The sequence below is a fragment of the Comamonas piscis genome (assembly GCF_014109725.1).
Taxonomy (GTDB): Bacteria; Pseudomonadota; Gammaproteobacteria; order Burkholderiales; family Burkholderiaceae_C; genus Comamonas; species Comamonas piscis.
Genome location: NZ_CP058554.1, coordinates 4,819,227 through 4,843,432 on the forward strand (window position 1 = coordinate 4,819,227; position 24,206 = coordinate 4,843,432).

General features: G+C 63.9%; 21 protein-coding genes. 6 read left to right on the plus strand and 15 right to left on the minus strand.

Annotated elements, in window-relative coordinates; all coding sequences use genetic code 11:
* Positions 1 to 80 precede the first annotated feature (80 nt).
* Both tldD and rodA read right to left on the minus strand, forming a co-directional pair.
* Positions 81 to 1,571: a metalloprotease TldD gene (tldD, locus tag HS961_RS21775; RefSeq protein WP_182325522.1), complete on the minus strand. Its 1,491-nt coding sequence runs from the start codon at positions 1,569 to 1,571 to the stop codon at positions 81 to 83.
* Between the two features lie 136 nt (positions 1,572 to 1,707).
* Complete coding sequence (gene rodA, locus HS961_RS21780; protein WP_182325523.1) at positions 1,708 to 2,880, minus strand: rod shape-determining protein RodA; 1,173 nt, start codon at positions 2,878 to 2,880, stop codon at positions 1,708 to 1,710.
* A gap of 151 nt (positions 2,881 to 3,031) precedes the next feature.
* Between rodA and HS961_RS21785 the strand changes: the two genes are divergently transcribed.
* The 6 genes from HS961_RS21785 to ruvC all read left to right on the plus strand — a co-directional run bounded on the left by HS961_RS21785 (position 3,032) and on the right by ruvC (position 9,058).
* Positions 3,032 to 3,622, plus strand: a complete 591-nt coding sequence (locus HS961_RS21785) for a YqiA/YcfP family alpha/beta fold hydrolase (protein WP_182325524.1) — start codon at positions 3,032 to 3,034, stop codon at positions 3,620 to 3,622.
* Between the two features lie 105 nt (positions 3,623 to 3,727).
* Complete coding sequence (locus tag HS961_RS21790; RefSeq protein WP_182325525.1) at positions 3,728 to 5,794, plus strand: ribonuclease catalytic domain-containing protein; 2,067 nt, start codon at positions 3,728 to 3,730, stop codon at positions 5,792 to 5,794.
* Between the two features lie 9 nt (positions 5,795 to 5,803).
* The gene (locus tag HS961_RS21795) at positions 5,804 to 6,676 is read left to right on the plus strand and encodes an energy transducer TonB (protein WP_182325526.1); all 873 of its coding nucleotides are present in this window, start codon (positions 5,804 to 5,806) and stop codon (positions 6,674 to 6,676) included.
* Positions 6,677 to 6,796: 120 nt separating this feature from the next.
* Positions 6,797 to 7,642, plus strand: coding sequence for a shikimate dehydrogenase (gene aroE, locus HS961_RS21800; RefSeq protein ID WP_182325527.1), 846 nt, complete (start codon positions 6,797 to 6,799; stop codon positions 7,640 to 7,642).
* A gap of 45 nt (positions 7,643 to 7,687) precedes the next feature.
* Positions 7,688 to 8,476, plus strand: a complete 789-nt coding sequence (locus HS961_RS21805; RefSeq protein WP_182325528.1) for a transglycosylase domain-containing protein — start codon at positions 7,688 to 7,690, stop codon at positions 8,474 to 8,476.
* 33 nt (positions 8,477 to 8,509) lie between these two features.
* On the plus strand, positions 8,510 to 9,058 hold the full coding sequence (ruvC, locus tag HS961_RS21810; protein WP_182325529.1) for a crossover junction endodeoxyribonuclease RuvC: 549 nt from the start codon (positions 8,510 to 8,512) through the stop codon (positions 9,056 to 9,058).
* 236 nt (positions 9,059 to 9,294) lie between these two features.
* Here ruvC and HS961_RS21815 read toward each other — a convergent pair whose 3' ends face one another.
* The 13 genes from HS961_RS21815 to HS961_RS21875 all read right to left on the minus strand — a co-directional run bounded on the left by HS961_RS21815 (position 9,295) and on the right by HS961_RS21875 (position 24,206).
* Complete coding sequence (locus tag HS961_RS21815) at positions 9,295 to 9,777, minus strand: RcnB family protein (RefSeq protein WP_182325530.1); 483 nt, start codon at positions 9,775 to 9,777, stop codon at positions 9,295 to 9,297.
* Between the two features lie 255 nt (positions 9,778 to 10,032).
* A complete protein-coding gene (locus tag HS961_RS21820; RefSeq protein ID WP_021026173.1) occupies positions 10,033 to 10,209 on the minus strand; it encodes a hypothetical protein in 177 nt (58 codons plus the stop codon).
* 15 nt (positions 10,210 to 10,224) lie between these two features.
* Positions 10,225 to 11,148, minus strand: a complete 924-nt coding sequence (gene lpxC, locus HS961_RS21825) for a UDP-3-O-acyl-N-acetylglucosamine deacetylase (RefSeq protein WP_182325531.1) — start codon at positions 11,146 to 11,148, stop codon at positions 10,225 to 10,227.
* A gap of 276 nt (positions 11,149 to 11,424) precedes the next feature.
* Positions 11,425 to 12,672: a cell division protein FtsZ gene (ftsZ, locus tag HS961_RS21830; RefSeq protein ID WP_182325532.1), complete on the minus strand. Its 1,248-nt coding sequence runs from the start codon at positions 12,670 to 12,672 to the stop codon at positions 11,425 to 11,427.
* Positions 12,673 to 12,837: 165 nt separating this feature from the next.
* Complete coding sequence (ftsA, locus tag HS961_RS21835) at positions 12,838 to 14,067, minus strand: cell division protein FtsA (protein WP_182325533.1); 1,230 nt, start codon at positions 14,065 to 14,067, stop codon at positions 12,838 to 12,840.
* Between the two features lie 59 nt (positions 14,068 to 14,126).
* Complete coding sequence (locus HS961_RS21840; protein ID WP_182325534.1) at positions 14,127 to 14,912, minus strand: cell division protein FtsQ/DivIB; 786 nt, start codon at positions 14,910 to 14,912, stop codon at positions 14,127 to 14,129.
* A gap of 30 nt (positions 14,913 to 14,942) precedes the next feature.
* Entirely contained in the window at positions 14,943 to 15,917 is a 975-nt protein-coding gene (locus HS961_RS21845) for a D-alanine--D-alanine ligase (RefSeq protein WP_412101614.1), read from the minus strand.
* Positions 15,914 to 17,350, minus strand: a complete 1,437-nt coding sequence (gene murC / locus HS961_RS21850) for a UDP-N-acetylmuramate--L-alanine ligase (RefSeq protein ID WP_182325536.1) — start codon at positions 17,348 to 17,350, stop codon at positions 15,914 to 15,916. The genes HS961_RS21845 and murC overlap by 4 nt, the downstream gene beginning before the upstream one ends.
* Entirely contained in the window at positions 17,347 to 18,411 is a 1,065-nt protein-coding gene (murG, locus tag HS961_RS21855) for an undecaprenyldiphospho-muramoylpentapeptide beta-N-acetylglucosaminyltransferase (RefSeq protein WP_182325537.1), read from the minus strand. Before murG ends, murC begins: the two co-directional genes overlap by 4 nt.
* Positions 18,408 to 19,676: a putative lipid II flippase FtsW gene (ftsW, locus tag HS961_RS21860; RefSeq protein ID WP_182325538.1), complete on the minus strand. Its 1,269-nt coding sequence runs from the start codon at positions 19,674 to 19,676 to the stop codon at positions 18,408 to 18,410. The genes murG and ftsW overlap by 4 nt, the downstream gene beginning before the upstream one ends.
* Positions 19,673 to 21,613 carry a UDP-N-acetylmuramoyl-L-alanine--D-glutamate ligase gene (gene murD / locus HS961_RS21865; RefSeq protein WP_182325539.1) on the minus strand — a complete coding sequence of 647 codons (1,941 nt, stop codon included), beginning with the start codon at positions 21,611 to 21,613 and terminating at the stop codon, positions 19,673 to 19,675. The genes ftsW and murD overlap by 4 nt, the downstream gene beginning before the upstream one ends.
* Before the next feature lie 5 nt (positions 21,614 to 21,618).
* A complete protein-coding gene (gene mraY / locus HS961_RS21870) occupies positions 21,619 to 22,797 on the minus strand; it encodes a phospho-N-acetylmuramoyl-pentapeptide-transferase (RefSeq protein WP_182325540.1) in 1,179 nt (392 codons plus the stop codon).
* Positions 22,791 to 24,206 carry a UDP-N-acetylmuramoyl-tripeptide--D-alanyl-D-alanine ligase gene (locus tag HS961_RS21875; RefSeq protein WP_182328373.1) on the minus strand — a complete coding sequence of 472 codons (1,416 nt, stop codon included), beginning with the start codon at positions 24,204 to 24,206 and terminating at the stop codon, positions 22,791 to 22,793. The genes mraY and HS961_RS21875 overlap by 7 nt, the downstream gene beginning before the upstream one ends.

Sequence of the window (24,206 nt, forward strand, 5' to 3'; positions counted from 1 at the left end):
CCTAAAACAAACGCCTGCGCGGCAAATACCGCGCAGGCGTTGGATCGATCTGGCGCTGTGGCCGTATAGCGCAATTGTCGTTAAGCGGTGCCGCCCACGGTCAAACCATCGATACGCATGGTCGGCTGGCCCACACCGACTGGCACGCTCTGGCCTTCCTTGCCGCAGGTGCCCACGCCGCTGTCCAGGCGCATGTCGTTGCCGATCATGCTGACATGCTTCAGGCATTCCGGGCCGCTACCCACAATGGTGGCGCCCTTGACGGGGTACTGGATCTTGCCGTTCTCCACCCAATAGGCTTCGCTGGCAGAGAACACAAACTTGCCGCTGGTGATATCGACTTGGCCACCACCAAAGTTGGACGCATACAGGCCCTTCTTGATGGAGGCAATGATCTCCTGCGGATCCTTGTCGCCATTCAGCATGTAGGTGTTGGTCATACGCGGCATGGGGATGTGGGCATAGCTCTCGCGCCGGCCATTGCCGGTGGGCTTGACCTTCATCAGGCGCGCATTCATCGCATCCTGGATGTAGCCCTTCAAGATGCCATCCTCGATCAGCACATTGCGCTGGGTCGGCTGGCCCTCGTCGTCCACATTCAGCGAGCCGCGGCGGTCGGCAATCGTGCCATCGTCCAGCACGGTCACACCCTTGGCAGCGACGCGCTGGCCAATCATGCCGCTGAAGGCGCTCGATCCCTTGCGGTTGAAGTCGCCTTCCAGGCCATGGCCCACGGCCTCATGCAGCAGCACACCCGGCCAGCCGGGACCCAACACCACGGTCATCACGCCAGCAGGCGCGGGGCGCGACTCCAGGTTCACCAAGGCCGCCTTGACGGCCTCGTCCACATACTGCTGCACCAGTTCATCGTCAAAATAGGCCAGGCCAAAGCGGCCACCGCCGCCGGCCGAACCCACCTCGCGGCGGCTCTTGCTCTCGGCAATCACCGTCACCGACAGGCGTACCAGCGGGCGCACATCGGCCGCCAAGGTCCCATCGGCACGCGCAACCAGCACCACATCGTGCTCGGCCGCCAGGCCTGCCATCACCTGCTTGACGCGCGGATCCTTGGCGCGGGCCAGCTTTTCAACCTTCTCCAGCAAGGCCACCTTGGCGGTGCTGTCGAGGGTGGAGATCGGGTCCACATCGGGGTAGAGCGAGCGGCTGAGCGCAATCTTCTTGCGCGGCACCCGCACCTGGCGCGACTGGCTTTGCGCGCCGATGCTGCGCACCGTATGGGCGGCGTCTAGCAAGGATGCCAGCGAGATGTCGTCCGAATAGGCAAAGGCCGTCTTCTCACCGGCAACCGCACGCACGCCCACACCCTGGTCGATGGAGAAAGAACCCGTCTTGACGATGCCCTCTTCCAAACTCCAGCCTTCGGCCCGGGTGTACTGGAAATAGAGATCTGCATCGTCCACCTTGTGGGCGCGGATATCGGCCAGCGCGCGCGTCAGATGGCTGTCATCCAGACCAAAGGGCGTCAGCAGCAGGCTGCGCGCCATCGCCAGTCGTTGTTCGGTAGAAGCCGCCAGCGGCTTGGCCACAGCAAGGTCAAAAGGTGCATTCATAGGGCGATTTTAGGGCTTGCGCAATGGCCGTGGGTCCATGCGTTGATTTGCGGCCGCCAGCAAGCCAGCCGCGACCTCTCCTGTATCTGCGGCTGGCGGGGCTGTTTTCAATGGCAGAGCCCCTTGCATACGGGGCTCATAGACGGGGCGCCTGCTCCCGCGCCAGCTGGCGCTGCGATCTGGCGACCGACATCAAAATCCCCAGCGCCAGCCCCAAGGTGACCATCGCCGTGCCCCCATAGCTGACAAAGGGCAAGGGCACGCCCACCACCGGCAAGATGCCACTCACCATGCCCATGTTGACAAAGGCATAGGTGAAAAAGATCATCGCCACCGCACCCGCCATCAGCCGGCCAAACAAGGTGGGTGCGCGCATCGCAATCGCCAGGCCGCGCCAGACCAGCAGCAGGAAGAAGAAGATCAGCAGCAGATTGCCGGCCAGACCGAACTCTTCAGAAAACGCGGCAAAGATAAAGTCGGTGGTGCGCTCGGGGATGAACTCCAGATGGGTCTGTGTGCCCGCCATAAAGCCCTTGCCCATGAAACCGCCCGAGCCAATGGCGATCATCCCCTGGATGATGTGAAAGCCCTTGCCCAACGGGTCGCGTGTCGGGTCGAGCAAGGTGCAGACGCGCTGACGCTGGTATTCATGCAGCACCACCAGGTCCATGCCGTCTTCGCAGAGGTGGTGGCCATAGATGGCAATCAGCAGCAGCCCGATGGCGCCAAGCAGCACCGGAGGAATGATCAGCTTCCAGGACAGCCCGGCAAAATAGATGACGGCCAGGCCGGCGGCCATCACCAGCAGGGACGTCCCCAAATCCGGCTGCTTCATGATCAGCCCGACGGGAATGATGAGGATTGCAAAGGCCACGACAAAGTCGACCGGGCGCAAGGCCCCCTCGCGGCGCTGAAACCACCAGGCCAGCATCAGCGGCATCGCAATCTTCAGCAATTCGCTGGGCTGGATGACGATGCCCAGGTTTACCCAGCGCTGCGCACCCTTCTTGGTGATGCCGAACAAGGCCACCGCTATCAACAAGGCAACGCCCAAGCCGTACAGCGGCAGTGCAAAACTGGCCAAGCGGTGCGGAGGAATCTGCGACACCACCAGCAAAATGCCCAAAGCCAGCAGCATGTTGCGGCCATGGTCGGAGAACCGGGTGCCATGGTCAAAACCGGCGGAATACATGGCCGTCAGTCCGATGGCTGCCAGGGTGCCGATGATGAAGATCAGCGGCCAGTCATAGCCGCGCAGCATCGGCAACAGACGCTGGAACAGATTCGGTTTATCAAGAACTTCGGACATGGCCGCCATTATCCCTGCTTGGCACAGAACGCCTGCCAGCGCTAGCGGTAAAGACCGGTTTTACATGTGTCACCCGTCCCAAATCAATTCAACAAAACCACTAAGGTTGTCAACACCTTAGCAGTGGCCGCCTGGGCGCTATCATTTGTGCATGACGACCACCCACTTGCTTTACCTGCACGGCTTTCGCTCTTCTCCCCAATCGGCCAAGGCCCAGCGCCTGCAGCGCCATATTGAAGATAGCCATCCCCATGTCGTGTGGTCCGCGCCACAACTGCCCGCCTCGCCCCGGCAAGCGGCCGATCTGCTGCTGGCGACCACCCGCAACTGGGCCGGCCTGCCGCCCGAGAGCCTGGCCGTCGTCGGCTCCTCGCTGGGTGGTTTCTATGCCAGTTGGGTGGCCCAGCAACTGCGCTGCAAAAGCGTGATGATCAACCCATCCACCACACCCTGGGTGACCTTGGAGCAACACCTGGGCGAGCAAACGGCCTGGCACAACCCGGAAGAATCCTTCTTCTTCCGCCCCGAATACCTGGACGAGCTGCAGGCGCTGAACGTGAACGGCCAGCCGCCCGCCGCCCCGCAGTTGCTGATTGCCGCCATGGGCGATGAGGTGCTGCACTGGCAGGACATGGTCGCGCGCTACCCTGCCGCCCAGCTGCTGCTGGACGAGGGCAGCGACCATGCGCTGTCGAACTTCGAGAGCTATCTGCCGCAGATCGACAAGTTTCTGGGCTGGTAAAACCAGCGCTGGCCGGCCCCACCAGCAGCGGGCCAGCCAGAACCCCCACGCAAAAAACCCTGCGACCGCGCCCCGGCACCGTCCAGCATGGGAAAATGCGCGCCTATGTATGCACTGTTTGACGACGCTGGCAAGTTTCTCGCCGGCCGTATCCTCTCCGAAGCTGAAAGTTCCGCGCAAATTGAATTGGACTCCGGGAAACGGGTCAAGGTCAAAGCAGCGAACCTGCTCCTCAAATTTGACAAGCCGGCGCCCGCTGAGCTGATCGCACAGGCGCAAGCGCTGTCCGTAGAGATAGATCCCCAGCTGGCCTGGGAGTTTGCGCCTGAGCAGGAATTTGGCTTTGCCGACCTGGCGCGCGACTACTTCTCGGAGAACGCCTCGATCACCGAGCAGGTGGCGGCGCTGTTCAAACTGTTTGAAGCACCGCACTACTTCCGCCGTGCGGGCAAGGGTCGCTTCAAGAAGGCGCCTGAAGAGATCGTGCAGCAGGCGCTGGCCGCCATCGAGAAAAAGGCCCAGCTCCAGGCGCAGATCGATGCCTGGGCGGTCGAGCTGGCCAACGGCCAGTGCCCGGCCCCTGTGCAACAGCAGCTCTACAAGATTCTGTTCCGCCCCGACAAGAACGCGCCCGAATACAAGGCCGTCGTCGAAGCCAGCCGCAAGGCGCAGCTGGCGCCGCTGGCACTGCTGCAAAAGGCAGGCGCCATCGACTCGTCCTACCAGTTCCACTGGCAGCGCTTTTTGTTTGACAACTTCCCCAAGGGCACGGGCTTCCCAGCCGTCACCGCGCCACTGCCGCCTAGTGATCTGCCACTGGCCACGGTGGAGGCCTACTCCATCGACGATTCGGCCACGACCGAAATCGACGATGCGCTGTCGGTGCAAGGTCTGGGCACGGGCCAGGTCATCGTCGGTGTACACATTGCCGCCCCCGGCCTGGCCATCGAGCCCGGCTCGGCACTCGACCATCTGGGTCGCAGCCGCTATTCCACCGTCTACATGCCGGGCTACAAGGTCACGATGCTGCCCGACGAAGTCGTGCAGATCTACACCTTGGACGAAGGCCGCGCCAACCCGGCCGTGTCGCTCTACGTCACCTACGACGAAGCCACCCTGGAAGTGCTGAACAAGGAAACCCGCCTGGAACGCGTGCCCGTGGTCAGCAACTTCCGCTACGACAAGCTCGACCATATCGCCACCGAAGCCTGGCTGACTGATCCCAGCCTGCAGGTCGAGGACACGCCCCAACCACTGCTGGACAAGCGCGACGAGCTGACCTTCCTCTACCGCCTCTCGCGCCACCTCAAGGCGGGCCGCGAAGTGGTGCGTGGCAAGCCCGAGAACTTCAACCGCCCGGACTACAACTTCCGCCTGCAAGGCAATGGCGACCAGGTGCCCAATGGCACGGAGACCGTGCAGATCACCGTGCGCAAGAGGGGCGCGCCGCTGGACCTGATCGTGGCTGAAGCGGCCATCGTTGCCAACAGCAGCTGGGGCCAGCTGCTGGCCGACCATGGTGTGCCCGGCATCTACCGCAGCCAGGCCAGCCTGGCGCCCGGCATCAAGGTGCGCATGTCCACCAAGGCGCTGCCGCATGCGGGCATTGGCGTCAAAAGCTATGTCTGGGCCACGTCGCCGCTGCGCCGCTATACCGACCTGGCCAACCAATGGCAGATCATTGCCTGCGCGCGCCATGGCGCCACCGCAGCGCTGGTCGCCCCGTTCAAGCCCAAGGATGCGGAGCTGTTCTCCATCATCAGCGGCTTTGATGCGGCTTACAGCGCCTACAACGGCTACCAGGCTGGCATGGAGCGCTACTGGACCCTGAAGTACCTGATGCAAAACAACATCAGTGACCTCACTGCAACAGTTATGAAGGAAGGCCCGGCAGGCAGCATGTTGGTGCGTGCAGATGCACTACCATTGGTGTTTCCGGTACTGGGCGCGCAGAATCTGCCGCGTGGTGCCCAAGTCCGGGTCAAGCTCGGCGAGATCGATGAGATCACGCTGGATGTGACCGGAACCGTGCTGGAGAGACTGGACGACGCGCAGGCCAACCAGGCCGAGACAGAGTCGCCAGAGGACGAGGAGGAGGCTGTAGCTGGGCCCATCGCCATCGCGGTGGACATGAGCGACGGTGAGGACGCGGCGGCCATAAAAACCGATTAACCCGGAACCGTGAAGTTTTTGCCATTTCTTCGATCCCTGTCCACACTGCAACTGGCGCTGGCCGTGTCCGTGCTGCTGCACGCGGCCGTCCTGAGCATCCGCTTCATTGATCCCCAGGCCTTTGACCGGGTGTTCGAGGACACCCCGCTCGAAGTGATTCTGGTCAACGCCAAATCCAACGATGCCCCGTCGGACAAGGCCCAGGCTGTCGCCCAGGCCAATCTGGCCGGCGGCGGCGAATCGGCCAATAGCCAGGAGCGTGCCACCAGCCCGCTGCCCTACTCGGCCATCACCAATATGGGCGATGACTTTGAAGAGCGCCAGCGCCAGGTGGATGCCATGCAGGCCCAGCAGATGCAGCTGCTGGCCGATCTGCGCAACCAGCTCGCCCAGTACCAGCCGCCCGACACGCGCAAGACCAGCGCGTCCCTGGCCGAGATAGAGCAAGAGGAAAAGCACCAGCAACTGCTCAAGATGCTGGCCGAGATCGAAAAGCGCATCCACGAAGAAAACGCCCGCCCCAAAAAGCGCTACATCAGCCCCGCCACGCGCGAAGAGGTGTTCGCCATCTATTACGACCAGCTGCGCCGCAAGGTCGAGGACCGGGGCACCAGCAACTTCCCTGAGGCCGGTGGCCGCAAGCTCTATGGCGAGCTGGTGATGATCATGACCGTCAACCACGATGGCCGCGTGCTGGGCACCGAGGTCTACAAAAGCTCGGGCAACCAGCAGCTCGATCGCCGGGCCGAGGCCATTGCCGTCAGCAGCGGGCCCTTTGGCCACTTTGGCCCAGCCTTGCGTGCCAAGGCTGACCAGATTGCCGTGGTCTCCAAATTCCGCTTCACCCGCGAGCAAACGCTGGAAACTGCCAATTTGCAGTAAAGTGGCATCCGCCCTTTTGTGATCCTCGTCGGCACCCTTGTGGGCAGGTATGCACACAAGGGTGCCGTTTTTCCGCCCTGCGCCGCTGGCCCCCGTGCCGCCGTACAAGCCGCTACCACCATGTCCCTTCCAGACCGCTATTGCGTCATCGGCAACCCGATTGCCCACAGCCGCTCACCCCGCATCCATACCTTGTTTGCGCAGCTGACCGGCCAGGCCCTGGTCTATGAGGCCGAGCTGGTGGCACTGGACGGTTTTGACGCCGCCGTGCAGCAGCTGGTACAGGCGGGCACCCGGGGCATGAACGTGACGGTGCCCTTCAAGCTGGAAGCGGCAGGCCTGGCCGACAGCTGCAGTGACCGCGTGCAGCGTGCCGGTGCGGCCAACACCCTGGTGGTGGGCGCTGATGGCCGCATCCATGCCGACAACACCGATGGCCTGGGCCTGGTGGCCGATATCGTGCGCAATGCTGGCGTGCCACTGGCAGGCCAGCGCGTGCTGCTGCTGGGCGCGGGTGGCGCCGCCGCCGGTGCGCTGGCACCGCTGATCGCCGAGGCCCCCGCCTTGCTCGTGGTCTGCAACCGCACCCACGCCAAGGCCCAGCACCTGGTCGACCTGCATGCCGACCTGGTCCAGGGCGCCAGCACCCAACTGCAAGCGATGGAGGCAGATGCACTGGCGGGCCCGTTTGATGTGGTAATCAACGCCACCGCCAGCAGCCTGCAAGGCGCCGCCATCCCCGTGCCCGGCGCGCTGCTGCGCCCGGATGCGCTGGCTTACGACACGATGTATGGCCCCGCCGCCGAGCCGTTTTTGCAATGGGCCCGACAGCATGGCGCCACCGGCCGCGATGGCCTGGGCATGCTGGTCGAGCAAGCCGCTGAGGCCTTTGCGCTGTGGCGCGGCGTGCGCCCGCCGTCACAGCCGGTGCTGGCGCAGCTGCGCAGCGAACTGGCGGCACACTGAGTCCCCGATGACAGGCGCCAGCCACCTCCCGCTGAGGCTCCCCGCATGAAGGCCATTGCGCGCTGGATCGGCTGGGTGCTGCTGCTGGCCCTGGGCCTGCAGCTCTTTTTCATCGCGCGCATCGCGGTGATGGCCCGCATCGACCCCGCATCCACCGCGTTTGAACGCAGCGAAGCCTGGCGCCAGGTGCGCCACGACGGGCGCTTGCACTGGCGCCAGCAATGGCGCGACTATCCGCAAATGTCCGACCAGCTCAAGCGCGCGGTCGTTGCCTCGGAAGACGATGATTTCATCAACCACGATGGCGTGCTCTGGGACGCCATTGAAAAAGCCCGCGCACGCAATGCCAAGGCCGTTGAGCGTGCCGAGCAGCGCAAGGAAAAAGCGCTGGAACGCGCCCAGGCCCAGGCTGAAAAGCGCGGCGAGGCCTTTGACCCCAACACCGTGCAAGACGGGCCACCCGTCAAGCTGATGGGCGGCTCGACCATCACCCAGCAACTGGCCAAGAACCTGCTGCTGTCGTCCGAGCGCAGCCTGCTGCGCAAGGGCCAGGAGCTGGTGCTGACCTATACGCTGGAGGCGCTGCTGAGCAAGCAGCGCATTCTGGAGCTGTACCTGAACCATGCCGAATGGGGGGACGGTGTCTTTGGCGCCGAGGCCGCGGCCCAGCGCTACTTTGGCAAATCGGCAGCGCAGCTGAGTGGCTATGAGGCGGCGCGCCTGGCCGTCATGCTGCCCAACCCCAAGGGCGCAGAAAAGAACCCGCAGTCGGCCTATCTGAACCGCCGCACCGCCACTATCGCAGCGCGCATGCGCTATGCTGAGATCCCCTGAATTCCGGCCCTGCCGGCACCCCCACTGAACGGCATGAGAATCATCGGCATCGACCCAGGCTTGCAGACCACCGGCTTCGGCGTCATCGACGTGGACGGCCATCGCCTGTCCTATGTGGCCAGCGGCACCATCCGCACCACCACCCTGGACCTGGGCAACCTGCCGGGTCGGCTGAAGATGATTTTTGACGGCATCTGCGAAGTCAGCCAGCGCTACCAGCCCGATATGGCCTCAGTAGAGATTGTGTTCGTCAACGTCAACCCACAATCCACCTTGCTGCTGGGCCAGGCCCGGGGCTGCGCGCTGACGGCGCTGGTGTCGCAGAACCTGCCCGTCGCCGAGTACACCGCACTGCAGATGAAAAAAGCCGTGGTCGGCCATGGGCGCGCGGCCAAGAACCAGATCCAGGAGATGGTCAAACGCCTGCTGCAACTGCCCGGCCTGCCCGGCACCGATGCAGCCGATGCACTGGGCCTGGCCATCACCCACGCCCACGCGGGCTTGGCAATGGCGCGCATGGCCGAGGTCAGCCCTTTGCAGCGCCGCCAGCATGCGATGTACAAGGCCGGCCGCAGCTACTGACCAGCGCTTCTGCGCAATGGGCCAGACACACCCCAAGTTAGACAAAAAAAAACCTGTGCATCGCTAGGTGCACAGGTCTGGTCGGCTACAGGCTCCTCATGCGTGGATCCGTGCGCTCCGTGAAGCAGCGCTCGGCACAAGGTGCAGCCACCAAAGTAAGCTTTGGAGTGGGCGGGCGCACAAAGGTTCGCTCAGGGCGCCATGCAAACCCTCAATTATGGCCAGTTCGCGGCGTCTCAATAACCATTGATGACAATATTGGCGATCAGGCCGGAGCCCACCGCAATCAACAGGTAGTCACCGCCGTACTGGATCCACTGATAGCCCCGGGGCGGTGCGCTGAGGCGGTGGCCGCGCCAGTCACCCACCACATAGCTGTAACCCCGGTACGGTGCGGGCACATAGCCGCCTCGGTACCAATCATTGCGCGGGCCAATGCCACGGCCACGGTCGGGCACCACCACCACGCGGGGTGGGGGACGGTGGTCGTGGCGGTAGTCGCGGCGCTGCTCGTGGTAGCGGCGGTCGCGTTCACGCTCGCGCTCCCAGCGGCGATGGTCGGCATGGCCACGGCGGTCATCGCGCTGGTAGTGGCGCTCACCATGGCGCCCGTCAGGCTGGGCCTGGGCAGGGGCACTGAAAGCCAGCGCGCCGGCCAATGCCAAGGCCAGACTGCCAAGGCCCGCCAGGCGGCTCAAACGGCTATGGGTGGTGCTCATGACGAAATCCTTTCTGGTGGACCAGCGGCTGCTGGTACGAGCGGCAGATTGCCGCCATGGAGATTTAACGCCTTGCAACGCCCCACCGTTTACCCGGGGCAGCTGGAGAGCGTCGGATATGTCATTTGTAAAGTTCGGGGGAAGCGGAAAAACCGCATGGGCAAAGGGCTGCGCCGCTGAGAACCCTGCATGGCACCGGCCTGGATTTACCGCACTTTACCTACCGCGCGGCATGCAAAAAGCCGGCTGGCGGACTCAGACCATGCGCCCCACAAAGAGCACCGCAAAGAACGCGAGGCCCGCGACCACCGTCCACTTGACCAACAGCAAGGACCACTGGCGGTAGCGGCGCTGGCCGGTGCCCAGGTAAAAGCAAAAGCTGAGGGCTGCCATCAGCACCAGCAGCATGAAGATCCAGCGGAACAGCAGCATCAGAGCAGCCCAGCCTTACCAGGCCAGCGCAGACTGTGCAAAGCCCTGCGGGGCTTCACGCACATGGTCAAAGGTGACGATGTCCCAGGCGTCCTGGCGCTGCATCAGCTCGCGCAGCAGCAGGTTGTTCAGGCCATGGCCCGAGCGGAAGGCACTGTAAGCGGCCAGCAAGGGGTAGCCAACGATGTACAGGTCACCGATCGCGTCCAAAATCTTGTGTTTGACGAACTCATCGTCATAGCGCAAGCCATCGCTGTTGAGCACCTTGTAGTCGTCCATCACGATGGCATTGTCCAGACCGCCGCCCAATGCCAGGCCGTTCGAGCGCAGCATTTCCACATCCTTGGTGAAGCCAAAGGTGCGGGCACGGGCGATATCGCGGCTGTAGTTGCCAATGCCCAGGTCAAACTCGTAGGTCTGGCCGGTGGAATCAACCGCTGGGTGCGAAAAGTCGATTTCAAAGCGCAGCTTGTAGCCGTGGTAGGGGTCCAGGCGCGCCCATTTCTCGGCTGCGCCCTCGCCCTGGCGGATCTCCACTGGCTTGGTCAGCCGCAAAAAGCGTTTGGGGGCGTTTTGCAGCTCAATGCCGGCGCTCTGCAGCAAAAACACGAACGACGCCGAGGAGCCATCCAAAATCGGGATTTCTTCGGCGGTCACATCGATATAGAGGTTGTCGATGCCCAGGCCCGCGCAGGCGGACATCACATGCTCCACCGTATGGATGCGCACATCGCCTTTGCCCAGCGTAGAGGCCATGCGGGTGTCCACGACGGCCTCGGCATTGACGGGGATATCCACCGGCTCGGGCAAGTCCACCCGGCGAAACACAATGCCGGTATTGGGCTGTGCAGGGCGCAGGGTGAGCTCGACCCGCTGGCCGCTGTGCAGGCCCACGCCAACGGCACGGGTTAAAGACTTGATGGTTCGTTGCTGGAGCATAACTTGTTGATTTTACGCCGTACGCACGCCCAGGAGGCGCAAAAATGCCAATCACCCAGATAGTGCAAGCCTTGTAGGACAAACACTTGCCATGCCGGCCAATCTGTGCACAAAGCCGCCTGTGCAGCGACTGCGCTGGCAGGCGGGGCGGACAGCGGACAACAGCGCAGCCCACCAATAACAACGCGCTGAACCCCCGAAAGGTTTCAGCGCGCTGTGTTCAAAGCTCCGTCCGTCCCGGAGGACCGACGGGCTTACAGAGGGCCTGCAAGGCGATCAGTCCGCCTGCTTGCGCAGGAAGGCCGGGATCTCCAGGTCTTCCATGCCGCTGGACGACATCGCATCGACGCGGGCAGAGGCTGCATTGCGGCCCGTGCGCCAGACCGATGGGGTCTTCTTGTCGGCAAAGTCGTTGGCAAAGGCATTGCCCATCGGCACAGCGTTTTGCACACCCAGACCCGAGACGGGGCTGTTCACCGATTGCGGCGTGTAGGCGATGTCGTCGGTGCCGGTACGCAGACCCGCGCTGCCCTGGATGACCGAGATCGGCTGGCGCTTGGCCACAGGACGCGACAGGCCGGTGGCCAGCACGGTCACGCGGATTTCTTCGCCCAGGGTTTCGTCATAGGCCGCGCCGAAGATGACGTGCGACTCTGGCGAAGCGTAGGCATTGATAGTGCTCATGGCCTGGCGCGATTCGGCCAGCTTCAGGCTGCCCTTGGTCGCAGTCACCAGCACCAGGATGCCCTTGGCGCCCGACAGATCGATGCCTTCCAGCAGCGGGCAAGCAACCGCTTGTTCCGCAGCGATGCGTGCACGGTCCGGGCCGCTGGCCGTGGCCGTACCCATCATCGCCTTGCCGGGCTCGCTCATCACGGTCTTCACGTCGGCAAAGTCGACGTTGATGTAGCCGTGGTCGTTGATGATCTCGGAGATGCCGCCGACCGCGTTCTTCAGCACATCGTTGGCATGTGCAAACGCCTGGTCCTGGGTGATGTCATCGCCCAGCACATCGAGCAGCTTCTCGTTGAGCACCACAATCAGCGAATCCACATTGGCTTCAAGCTCGCTCAGGCCGCCGTCAGCGTTGGACATGCGGCGCTTGCCTTCCCATTCGAAAGGCTTGGTTACCACGCCCACCGTCAGGATGCCCATTTCCTTGGCGACGCGAGCGATCACCGGTGCAGCGCCGGTGCCGGTACCACCACCCATGCCGGCGGTGATGAACAGCATGTGCGAGCCCACGATCGCAGCGCGGATGTCTTCGATCGCGGATTCGGCAGCCTCGCGGCCGTTCTCAGGCTTGCTGCCCGCGCCCAGGCCGGTTTCACCCAGCTGGATCACGCGGTGGGCATGGCAACGCTCCAGCGCTTGCGCATCGGTGTTGGCCGAAATGAATTCGACACCCTGCACGCTGTTGGCGATCATGTGTTCGACCGCATTGCCGCCACCGCCACCGACGCCGATCACCTTGATCTGGGTGCCTTGGTTGAATGTGTTGCCTTCATACATTTCGATGGTCATTGCCTGCTCCTCTCGCTCTCGCGTCAATTTGGAAAAAATGGTCTACGGATAATTCACTCTTTAATGAACATTGGTTGCCTGGTGGCCCTTTGGGTCTCCAAGGGTCAAACCCTTTGAGCCTTGAAGGGCCGCTTTGCGCCAGCCAACAAGTGGTGTCATGCATGGTTAAAAGTTCCCCACAATAAAGTCTTTCAAACGCCCAAATGCCGATTTCACCGAACCGGACTTCTGGGCCACCTTGTAGCCACGCATGCGTGCCATGCGTGCCTCTTCCAGCAGGCCCATGACGGTGGCAGCACGGGGCTGCGCCACCATCTCGGCCAGGGTGCCGGAATACTTGGGAATGCCGCGGCGTACAGGCTTGAGGAAGATGTCTTCCCCCAGCTCCACCATGCCCGGCATCACCGCGCTGCCGCCGGTGAGCACAATGCCCGACGACAGCACCTCCTCATAACCAGACTCGCGGATGACTTGCTGCACCAGCGAGAAAATCTCTTCGACGCGCGGCTCGATCACACCCGCCAGCGCCTGCTTGCTCAACAGACGCGGGCCCCGGTCACCCAGACCGGGCACATCCACCTGCGAATCCGGATCGGCCAGCAGTTGCTTGGCGCAGCCGCTCTCCACCTTGATGTCCTCGGCGTCCTTGGTGGGCGTGCGCAAGGCCATCGCGATGTCGCTGGTAATCAGGTCACCGGCAATCGGAATCACCGCCGTATGGCGGATCGCGCCACCGGTGAAGATCGACACATCGGTGGTGCCGGCGCCGATATCGACCACGCAGACACCCAGCTCGCGCTCGTCATCGGTCAGCACCGCCTGGCTGGAGGCCAGCGGGTTGAGCAGCAGCTGCTCTACCTCCAGACCACAGCGGCGCACGCATTTGATGATGTTTTCGGCGGCGCTTTGCGCACCGGTCACGATGTGGATCTTGGACTCCAGGCGCAGGCCGCTCATGCCGATGGGCTCGCGCACATCCTGACCGTCGATGGCAAACTCCTGCGGCTCCACCAGCAGCAAACGCTGGTCGGAGGGGATGTTAATCGCCTTGGCGGTGTCCAGCACCCGCGCCACATCGGCAGCCGAGACTTCCTTGTCCTTCACCGCCACCATGCCGCTGGAATTGATGCCCCGGATATGGCTGCCGGTGATGCCGGTGTAGACCCGCTGAATGTTCAAATCAGCCATCAGCTCGGCCTCTTTGAGCGCCTGCTGAATGCTCTGCACCGTCGCATCGATGTTCACCACCACACCGCGCTTGAGCCCATTGCTGGGTGCCACACCCAGGCCCGCCAGCTTCAGCTCGCCATTGCCCAGCACCTCGGCCACGACCACCATGATCTTGGCGGTGCCGATGTCCAGACCGACCACAACGTCTTTGCTATCTCGCGCCATAGTCAGTTGCCCTCGCTGATCAAGTGATTGGTATGGTTCATGTTTCGCATCTCTGTGTTTTATTTCTTGACTGGTGCCCGGCCCGATGCCGAGGTGCCCGTGGTCACCCCTTGCATACGCACCGCGTAGCCACCGGCATGGCGCAGATCCGCCGACATCAGCGATGCCACGCTGCGTCTGTAGGTACCGGTGACTTCAGGCAAAGATTCAACAAATTTACGCACCCGCTCGCTCAGCGCGTCCTCACGCCCTTGCCCCATCTCGATGACTGCGCCGGACTGCAAGGTCGCCTTCCAGCTGCCGCTGTTTGATTCGGCCAAGGTCACCAGTGCGTTGTCGAGCTTGGCGTAAATGGGGGACAGCGCGCGGAACATGGCCAGCACCTCCTGCGAGCGCCCGGCCGGGCCGGAGAGGTGCGGCAGATGCAGCAGATCCGGGTCGGTGGAATCGCCCTCGAACATCTGGCCGTCGCTGTTGAGCAAACGCGATTCACCCTCGGCACCCCAAATGGCGGCCGCATCCTGCTCGGTGATCGTCACCGCCAGGGTATGGGGAAACTCGCGCTTGATGCTGGCCTGGCGCACCCAGGGCGCCTGTTCAAAAATGCGGCGGGTTTCGTCCAGGTCCATCGTGAAGAAGTTGCCCTTCAACGACGGCATCACATTGGCCTGCAACGACACCGCACTGTTGTGCTCCATCTCGCCCTGCACCACGATGCGCGCAATGCTCAGCGCCGGGTGGTGAATGGCCCAGCGCGCCGCTGCCAGTACCAGCAACGCGCCGCAGCCGAGGAACAATGCCGTGGCCAGCATGTTCATCAGCTTGACGTCGAAGGGGACTGGCATGGTCTGCTCCATGGATCGCATCTCCTTGTCTTACAGCTCCGCGCCTTGGGCCGCATCGGTCGATGCGTTGACCACCAGGTGCAAGCACAGGTCTTCGTAGCTCATGCCGGTGGCACGCGCTGCCATGGGCACCAGCGAATGGCTGGTCATGCCCGGCGAGGTATTGATCTCCAGCAGGAACAGTTGCTGGTCTGAGGCGCGCACCATCACATCGGCACGTGACCAGCCCCGGCAGCCCAGGGTACGGAAAGCCTTTTCCGCCAGATCGCGAATCGCCGCTTCCATTTCGGCCGGCAGCTCGCTGGGGCAGAAATACTGGGTGGTGTCGGTGAAGTACTTGTTCTGGTAGTCGTAGTTACCTTCTGGCGCGACGATCTTGATCACCGGCAGCGCCTGGGCGCCGCGGCCCTGGCCCAGCACGGCGCAAGTCGTTTCCACGCCCTCGATGAACTGTTCGCAGAGCACCTCAGGGTCGTAGCGGGAGGCCAGTACATAGGCCTGGGCGCATTCCTCGGGGCTGCTGATCTTGGACAGGCCGATGGTCGAGCCCTCGCGTGCGGGCTTGACGATCATCGGCGCGCCCAGCGCGGCCAGCGCATCGCGCGTGTCCTGCTCGCTGGCGGCCATGCGCCACTCGGGGGTGGACAGGCCTTCAAAGCGCCAGATGCGCTTGGTCATGATCTTGTCCATCGCAATGCTCGATGCCATCACGCCGGGGCCGGTGTAGGGAATGCCCAGCAGCTCCAGCGCGCCCTGCACCGTGCCATCTTCGCCATGGCGGCCATGCAAGGCGATAAAGCAGCGCGCAAAGCCCTGCTTGCGCAGCTCACCCATGTCCTGCTCGGAGGGGTCAAACGCGTGCGCGTCCACCCCCTTGGACAGCAGCGCAGCGAGCACGCCCTTGCCGGACATCAGCGACACCTCGCGCTCTGCCGAGCTACCGCCCATCAGCACCGCGACCTTGCCCAAGGCCTTCACATCAATATTTTTCATGGTTTCAGTCATACCGCGCTCCCCTGGGGCGCCACTCGCTCTTGCTGGCCCAATGCCAATGCCATCACCTGTGCAGCCACTGCACCAATCGATCCCGCGCCCATGCACAGCAGCACATCGCCGTCTTGTGCCTGGTCCACAATCTGCTGGGGCAGGCTGGCAATCTGCTCGACAAACACCGGCTCCACCTTGCCGGCTACGCGCACCGCGCGGGCCAGCGCCCGGCTATCAGCGGCCACAATTGGCGCCTCGCCAGCGGCGTACACCTCGGCCAGCAGCACCGCGTCGGCACTGCCCAGCACGGGCACAAAGTCTTCAAAACAATCCCGCGTGCGGGAGTAGCGGTGGGGCTGGAAGGCCAGCACCAGCCGGCGGCCCGGAAAGGCACCGCGCGCGGCCGCAATGGTGGCAGCCATTTCGACAGGGTGATGGCCGTAATCGTCAATAACCGTGAACTCGCCGCCATTGGGCAGCTGCGCCTGGCCATAACGCTGAAAACGACGACCCACGCCCTTGAAACCTTGCAGCGCGTTTTGCAGTGCCGCATCGTCAATGCCGATAGCAGCCGCCACACCCACCACCGCCAGCGCATTGAGCACGTTGTGCTCGCCGGGCAGGTTCAGCACCAGATCCAGATCGGGCAAGGCCTGGGCCAGGCGGCGCTGCACGGTAAAGCGCATCTGGCCGTTGTCGGCCTGCAGGTTCACCGCGCGGATCTGGGCGCTTTCGCTCAGGCCATACGTCGTCACCTGGCAGGCGACGCGCTCCACAATCTCGGCAACGGCCGGGCTGTCGATGCAGACCACCGCATTGCCATAGAAGGGCATGCGGTTGAGAAAATCGACAAAAGCCGTCTTGAGCCGGCCAAAATCATGGCCATAGGTCTCCATGTGGTCGGCATCGATATTGGTCACCACCGCCATCACCGGCAGCAGGTTCAGGAACGAGGCATCGGACTCGTCCGCCTCGACCACGATGTAATCGCCACTGCCCAGGCGCGCATTGGCGCCGGCGCTGTTGAGCTTGCCGCCAATCACAAAGGTGGGGTCCAGCCCCGCCTCGGCCAGCACGCTGGTCACCAGGCTGGTGGTCGTCGTCTTGCCGTGGGTGCCGGCAATCGCAATGCCTTTGCGCAGGCGCATCAGCTCGGCCAGCATCAAGGCGCGCGGCACCACGGGAATGCCCATGGCCCGGGCGGCCAGCACCTCGGGGTTGTCGGCCTGCACCGCTGTCGACGTCACCAGCGCCTGGGCGTTGGCGATATGCGCCGCCTCATGGCCCACAAAGGTGGTGATGCCCACATCGCGCAGATGCGCCATGGTGCTGCTGTCCGACAGGTCCGAGCCCGAGACCACATAGCCCAGGTTGTGCAGCACTTCGGCAATGCCGCTCATGCCGGCACCGCCAATACCTACAAAGTGAATGCGTTGGATGGCGTGTTTCATCGTGCCAGCTCCTCGCAAGCATCCGCCACCACTTGGGCAGCTTCCAATTTCTGCATCTTCTTTGCCTTTTGCGCCGCGTCCAGCAAGCTGGAGCGCTGTAGTTTCTCTAGCCTTTGCGCCAGGCTCTCCGGGGTCAAAGCGCTTTGTTGCACCAACCAGCCGGCGCCGGCATCTACCAAAAATCGGGCATTGGCCGTCTGGTGGTCGTCCACCGCCGCCGGAAAAGGCACAAACACCGCCGCCGCGCCCACCGCTGCCAGCTCGGTCACCGTGCTGGCACCGGCGCGACAAACGATGACATCCGCCTGCGCATAGGCTTGGGCGGCATCGTCGATAAAGGGCGTCAGGCTGGCTTGCACGCCAGCGGCTGCATAGTTGGCCTGCAGCGCATCGATCTGCTTGGCGCCGCTTTGGTGGGTGACCACGGGGCGGGTCTCGGGCGCCATCAGCGCCAGCGCCTTGGGCACCACCTCGTTCAAGGCCTTGGCACCCAGGCTACCGCCCACCACCAGCAGCTGCAGCGGGCCGCTGCGGCCGGCAAAGCGCTGTGCCGGTTCGGGCTGCTGCAGGAACTCGGCGCGCAGCGGATTGCCCACCCACTGGCCACCGGCAATCGCATTCGGGAAAGCGCTGAACACACGCTGGGCCATGCGGGCCAGCAGTTTGTTGGCCATACCCGGCACCGAGTTCTGCTCATGCAGCACGATGGGCACACCCGCCAGCTTGGCTGCCAAGCCACCCGGCACGGTGATATAGCCACCCATGCCGACAACCACATCGGGGCGGATCTTGCGCAGCACGGCGCGCGCCTGCTGCAAGGCCTTGAGCAGACGCAGCGGCATGCCTACCAAGGAGCGCAGGCCCTTGCCACGCACGCCCGAGAACGCCACCCGTTCTAGCACAAAGCCTTGGGGCGGTACCAGGCGCTCTTCCATGCTGTCGGGCGCGCCCAGCCAGTGGACGGTCCAGCCACGGCTGCGCAGCTCCTGCGCCACCGCCAGGCCGGGGAAGATATGGCCGCCGGTGCCGCCGGCCATGATCAGTGCCGTCTTGCCGCTCATGACCGCGCCCCCCCGGCACCCATGGCCTTGTTTTCACAATCGATGCGCAGCACGATGGCAATGGCCACCAGGTTCATCAAGATGGCCGAGCCCCCGAAACTCATCAGCGGCAAGGTCAGCCCCTTGGTAGGCAAGGCGCCCAGGTTCACACCGGCATTGATAAAGGTCTGGAAGCCCAGCCAGATCGCAATGCCCTGCGCAACCAAGCCGGAGAAGATGCGGTCCATGCGGATGGCCTGGCGGCCAATCTCGACAATGCGGCGGATCATGAAGAAGAACAGACCCAAGAGCGCAATGATGCCGACGAGGCCCAGCTCCTCGCCAATCACGGCCAGCAAAAAGTCGGTATGCGCCTCGGGCAGCCAATGCAGCTTCTCGACGCTGCCGCCCAGCCCCACGCCAAATATCTCCCCCCGGCCAATGGCAATCAGCGAATGCGAGAGCTGGTAGCCCTTGCCCAGCGCATGCTTTTCGCTCCAGGGGTCGAGGTAGGCAAAAATCCGCTCGCGGCGCCATTCGGAGGTCATCACGATCAGCGCAAAGGCTGCCACCAGCACTAAGGCGATCAGGAAGAACATGCGCGCATTGACGCCGCCCAGGAACAAGATGCCCATGGCGATCACGGCGATCACCATGAAGGCGCCCATATCAGGCTCGGCCAGCAGCAGCGCGCCGACGATACCCACGGCCAGGCCCATCGGCAGCACGGCGCGGAAGAAGCGTTCCTTGACGTCCATCTTGCGCACCATGTAGTCGGCGGCATACATGATCACCGCGACCTTGGCCAGCTCGGAGGGCTGGAAGTTCATGATGCCCAAGGACAGCCAGCGGCGCGCGCCATTGACGACCGTGCCCACATGTGGAATCAGCACCGCAATCAGCAGCAGGATGGAGACGATGAACAGCCAGGGCGCCCAGTGCTCCCAGACCCGCATGGGAATCTGGAAGGTCAGCACCGCGGCCACAAAGCCCAGGCCGACGCTCAGCAGGTGGCGCTGGAAGAAGTAGTAATGGGCGATCTTGCCAAAACGCGGGTTGTCCGGCATCGCGATGGAGGCCGAGAACACCATGACGATGCCCCAGGACAGAATGGCGACGACCAGCCAGATGAGCACCTGGTCGGCACCAAAGATATTGGTAGCGCTCGATGGGGTTTGGCGGTATTCATTGCCGCCCACACGCACCGGCAGAATATCGACAGGCTTTTCCCCGGCCGGTTTGAACCAGCCCGAGAACCTGTTGCGCAGTCCGGTGTCGGCGCTCATGGCTGCACCTCCAGGCTGCTGCCGCGCTCTTCGGCCAACTCGGCCACCGCTTGGCAGAACACTTCGGCGCGGTGGCCGTAGTTCTTGAACATGTCAAAGCTGGCGCAGGCGGGCGACATCAGCACCGCATCGCCGGCCAGCGCCTTCTGGCTGGCCAATTGCACCGCCTCGGGCATGCTGGGCGCATGCAGCAGCGGCACACCGGTATCGGCCAGTGCGGCCTCGATCAGTGGCGCATCGCGGCCAATCAGCACCACGGCGCGCGCATAGCGCAGCACGGGCGCAGCCAGCGGCGCAAAATCCTGGCCCTTGCCTTCGCCGCCCAGAATCAGCACGATGCGGCGCTCGGCGCCCAGGCCCATCAGCGCGGCCACGGTGGCGCCCACATTGGTGCCCTTGCTGTCGTCAAAATATTCCACATCGCTGACGATGCCGATAGGCTCGACCCGGTGGCGCTCGCCCCTGTACTCACGCAAGCCAAACAGCATCGGCGCAAAACCGGCGCCTGCCGCATGGCCCAGCGCCAGCGCGGCCAGCGCATTCATCGCGTTGTGGCGGCCCCGGATGCGCAGCGCATCGGCGGGCATCAGGCGCTGCATGAACATATCGTCCGTCGCGCTGTGGTTGCGCTTGTTGGTGGCACTGTTGCCATCGTCTTGCGCACGCACCAGCCAGGCCATGCCATTGATGACCTCCAGGCCGTAATCACCCACCTGGCTCGGCGCATCCATGCCGAAGCTGATGTGTGGGCGCAGTTGCGGCCGCTGCAGCTTGACCCGGACGGGCGGCGGCAACATGGCCATCACCGCTGGGTCATCGCGGTTGAGCACCATCAGCGCATCGCTGCCAAAAATCTTGGCCTTGGCCGCTGCATAGGCTTGCATGCTGCCATGCCAGTCGAGGTGGTCCTGGCTGATATTGAGCACGGTCGCTGCGGTCGGGTTGAAGGCATGCGCATCTTCCAGCTGGAAGCTGGACAGCTCCAGCACCCAGGCCTGGGGCAGGCTTTCGCCATCAATATGCTGCGACAAGGTATCGAGCAGGCTCGGGCCGATATTGCCCGCCACGGCGGTGGACATGCCGGCATGCGCCAGCAGCTGCCCCGTCAACGACGTCACCGTCGTCTTGCCATTGGTGCCCGTGATCGCCAGCACCTTGGGCGCATAGCCATGGCCCTCGGCCAGCGCTTGCAACGCCAGGCTGAACAGGTCGAGTTCACCGCTGACCGGCAGGCCAATCGCACGCGCGGCGTCCACCACGGGCGCCACGGTCTCGGGGCTCAAGCCGGGCGAGCGGTATACGGCGCGCACCGGCTGGCCGTCGATCAGCGCGGCCGTCAACGGGCCCGCCACAAAACGCACCTCGGGCAGCTCGCTGCGCAGTTGCGCCAGTTGGGGCGGTTCCTCGCGCGTGTCCGCCACCGTCACCTCGGCGCCGCCGCGTGCACACCAGCGCGCCATCGCCAGGCCGGACGTACCCAGACCCAGCACCAGCACCTGCTGGCCTTGCAAATGGCTGGCCTGGCTGGCCTCGCCTTGGGGCCAGTTCGCGGGCACAGGCGCAAAAACAATGGCTTCAGCCTGCGGCTGCACATCCACCGCAGTCACCTCGTTGCTCGCCGCATCGGAGACACTGGGGTCGGCAAAGATCTGTGCGACAAAGGCAGCCGCATCTTTGGCCGCCGTCAGGGTCGACACATCAGGAACCGGGGCCATGTCGGCAGGCGCATCGGCAGGCGCGGCGTCCACCGCAGCATCATCGGCAGCAGGCAAGCCAGCCTCGGCGGCGGGCACGGCATCCGCCAATGGGGCGGTATCCACGCTGGGATCGGTGGCCTCAACCGGCAGCTCTGCAGCTAGCGGCGATGCTGCCATGTCCAGCGGCGCAGGCACGGCGTCCGTCGGCAGGTTGTCGGGGTGGAGGTGCTCGGTCGTCATGGTGCTTAGCGCAGCTTCAAGGTAGACAGACCGACCAGGCACAACAGCATGGTGATGATCCAGAATCGCACGACCACCTGGGTCTCGCGCCAGCCGCTTTTCTCAAAGTGGTGGTGCAAGGGGGCCATCTTCAGCAAGCGCCGGCCTTCGCCGTAGCGCTTCTTGGTGTACTTGAACCAGACCACCTGCATCATCACGGACACGGCCTCGGCCACAAAGATGCCGCCCATGATGGCCAGCACAATCTCTTGGCGCACGATGACGGCAATGGTGCCCAGCGCGCCGCCCAGGGCCAGCGCGCCCACATCACCCATGAAGACCTGGGCCGGGTGGGTGTTGAACCACAGAAAAGCCAGGCCTGCGCCGGTCATCGCGCAGCAGAAAATCAGCAGCTCGCCAGTGCCGCCAATGTGCGGGAACAGCAGGTAGCGCGAGAAATTGACGCTGCCGGTGACATAGGCAAACACACCCAGCGCGGAGCCGACCATCACCACCGGCATGATGGCCAGGCCATCCAAACCATCGGTCAGGTTGACGGCATTGCTGGCGCCAACGATGACCAGGTAGGTCATGATCACAAAGCCCAGCACGCCCAGCGGGTAGTTCACCTGCTTGAAGAAGGGCACCATCAGGCCGGCATTGGGCGGCAGATCCAGCGAGAAGCCCGACTGCACCCAGTTGACGAACAGGCTCCAGACCTCGGCATTGGTGTTTTCCGAGATGCAGAACACCAGGGCCAGCGCAGCGGCCAGGCCCAGCACCGACTGCCAGAAATACTTTTCGCGCGAGCGCATGCCTTCGGGGTCTTTGTTGACCACCTTGCGCCAGTCGTCAACCCAGCCAATGGCACCAAAGCCCCAGGTCACAATCAGCACCACCCAGACAAAGCGGTTGGACAGGTCAAACCACAGCACGGTCGAGATGGTGATGGCCAACAGAATCAGCACGCCGCCCATGGTCGGGGTGCCGCTCTTGCTCAGATGGCTTTGCATCGCATAGCCGCGGATGGGCTGGCCAATCTTCAAGGCCGACAAGGTACGGATCACCTTGGGGCCCGCCACCAGGCCGATGACCAGCGCAGTCATCGCGGCCATCACGGCGCGGAAGGTCAGGTACTGGAAGATGCGCAGAAAGCCGAATTCGGGCGAGAGGCTTTGCAACCAGCTGGCGAGCACAATCAGCATGCGGCCTCCTCACGGGCGCTGGGCCCCTTGTCTGCGCACAACTGCATTGCCTGCACCACTTGCTCCATCTTCATGAACCGCGAACCTTTGACCAACACACTGCCCAGTTGAGGCATCAATTTGCACACCGCATCCTGCAACGCAGGCATGCTCTCGAAATGCTGAGCACCTTCGCCGAAGGCCTCAGCGGCCGACTGGCTTTGGGCACCCAGAGTAAACAGCTGGCCGATGCCCTGCTGCTTGGCCAGCGCGCCAGCCTCGGCATGGAACTGGGGCCCCTGGTCTCCTACCTCGCCCATATCGCCCAGCACCAACAGCTGGGCTGCGGGCAGCTCGGCCAGCACCGCGATGGCGGCCTGCACCGAATCCGGGTTGGCGTTGTAGCTGTCATCGACCACCGTCAGGCTGCCGCCGGCGATGGGCATCGACAAGGCACGCGAACGGCCCTTGACCGGCTCGAAATCCGACAGGCCCTGCGCAATCGCGGCCAGCGGCACACCAGCGGCATAGGCCGATGCAGCGGCGGCCAAGGCATTGCGCACGTTGTGGCGGCCGGCAATCTGCAGTACCACGGGCGCAGCGCCACCCGGCAGCTGCAGCTGCAGATGCCAGGCACCATCGCGCCACAGCACATCACTGGCAAAAGCCTGGGCGCCGTCGGCTTGCTCCCCAAACAGGCAGGTCGCCCGGCCGGCGGCCAGGCTCTGCCACAAGGGAGTGTAGATATCGCCAGCGGGGAATACCGCCACGCCATCGGCTGGCAGGGCGGACAGCACGCTGCCGTTTTCCAGCGCCACGGCCTCGACCGTGTGCATGAACTCCTGGTGCTCCCGCTGGGCGTTGTTGACCAGGGCTACCTGTGGCTGCGCCATAGCGGCCAGCACGGCGATTTCGCCAGGGTGGTTCATGCCCAGCTCGACCACGGCGGCGCGGTGTGCAGCCGTCAGGCCCAGCAGGGTCAGCGGCACGCCGATTTCGTTGTTCAAGTTGCCACGGGTGGCCCAGGCGGCATCGCCGGCATGGGCGCGCAAGATGGACGCCAGCATCTGGGTCACTGTGGTCTTGCCGTTGCTTCCCGTCACCGCGATCAGCGGCAGCGGGAACTGCGCGCGCCAGCCGGTGGCCAGCGCGCCGAGCGCCACCAAGGTATCGGGCACCACAATGCCGGACAGGCCAGCGTCGGCAGGGTCGGCATGGCACAGCGCTGCCGCCGCACCTGCGGCCTGGGCCTGCGCCAAAAACTGGTTGGCATCAAAGCGCTCGCCCTTGAGCGCCACAAACAAATCACCCGCCTGCAGGCTGCGCGAATCCGAGTGGACGCGCAGCAGCGGCACTGCCCCATCCCCCACCAGTCGTGCCTGGGGGACAAGGGGCTGAATGAAGCCCAGCGCTTGCTGCAGGGTCATCAT

Excerpts from the sequence above, each read along its gene's own strand:
- tldD (WP_182325522.1), bottom strand. The coding sequence starts at position 1,571 with ATGAATGCACCTTTTGACCTTGCTGTGGCCAAGCCGCTGGCGGCTTCT.
- rodA (WP_182325523.1), bottom strand. The coding sequence starts at position 2,880 with ATGTCCGAAGTTCTTGATAAACCGAATCTGTTCCAGCGTCTGTTGCCG.
- HS961_RS21785 (WP_182325524.1), top strand. The coding sequence starts at position 3,032 with ATGACGACCACCCACTTGCTTTACCTGCACGGCTTTCGCTCTTCTCCC.
- HS961_RS21790 (WP_182325525.1), top strand. The coding sequence starts at position 3,728 with ATGTATGCACTGTTTGACGACGCTGGCAAGTTTCTCGCCGGCCGTATC.
- aroE (WP_182325527.1), top strand. The coding sequence starts at position 6,797 with ATGTCCCTTCCAGACCGCTATTGCGTCATCGGCAACCCGATTGCCCAC.
- HS961_RS21805 (WP_182325528.1), top strand. The coding sequence starts at position 7,688 with ATGAAGGCCATTGCGCGCTGGATCGGCTGGGTGCTGCTGCTGGCCCTG.
- ruvC (WP_182325529.1), top strand. The coding sequence starts at position 8,510 with ATGAGAATCATCGGCATCGACCCAGGCTTGCAGACCACCGGCTTCGGC.
- HS961_RS21815 (WP_182325530.1), bottom strand. The coding sequence starts at position 9,777 with ATGAGCACCACCCATAGCCGTTTGAGCCGCCTGGCGGGCCTTGGCAGT.
- HS961_RS21820 (WP_021026173.1), bottom strand. The coding sequence starts at position 10,209 with ATGCTGCTGTTCCGCTGGATCTTCATGCTGCTGGTGCTGATGGCAGCC.
- lpxC (WP_182325531.1), bottom strand. The coding sequence starts at position 11,148 with ATGCTCCAGCAACGAACCATCAAGTCTTTAACCCGTGCCGTTGGCGTG.
- ftsZ (WP_182325532.1), bottom strand. The coding sequence starts at position 12,672 with ATGACCATCGAAATGTATGAAGGCAACACATTCAACCAAGGCACCCAG.
- ftsA (WP_182325533.1), bottom strand. The coding sequence starts at position 14,067 with ATGGCGCGAGATAGCAAAGACGTTGTGGTCGGTCTGGACATCGGCACC.
- HS961_RS21840 (WP_182325534.1), bottom strand. The coding sequence starts at position 14,912 with ATGCCAGTCCCCTTCGACGTCAAGCTGATGAACATGCTGGCCACGGCA.
- HS961_RS21845 (WP_412101614.1), bottom strand. The coding sequence starts at position 15,917 with ATGACTGAAACCATGAAAAATATTGATGTGAAGGCCTTGGGCAAGGTC.
- murC (WP_182325536.1), bottom strand. The coding sequence starts at position 17,350 with ATGAAACACGCCATCCAACGCATTCACTTTGTAGGTATTGGCGGTGCC.
- murG (WP_182325537.1), bottom strand. The coding sequence starts at position 18,411 with ATGAGCGGCAAGACGGCACTGATCATGGCCGGCGGCACCGGCGGCCAT.
- ftsW (WP_182325538.1), bottom strand. The coding sequence starts at position 19,676 with ATGAGCGCCGACACCGGACTGCGCAACAGGTTCTCGGGCTGGTTCAAA.
- murD (WP_182325539.1), bottom strand. The coding sequence starts at position 21,613 with ATGACGACCGAGCACCTCCACCCCGACAACCTGCCGACGGACGCCGTG.
- mraY (WP_182325540.1), bottom strand. The coding sequence starts at position 22,797 with ATGCTGATTGTGCTCGCCAGCTGGTTGCAAAGCCTCTCGCCCGAATTC.
- HS961_RS21875 (WP_182328373.1), bottom strand. The coding sequence starts at position 24,206 with ATGATGACCCTGCAGCAAGCGCTGGGCTTCATTCAGCCCCTTGTCCCC.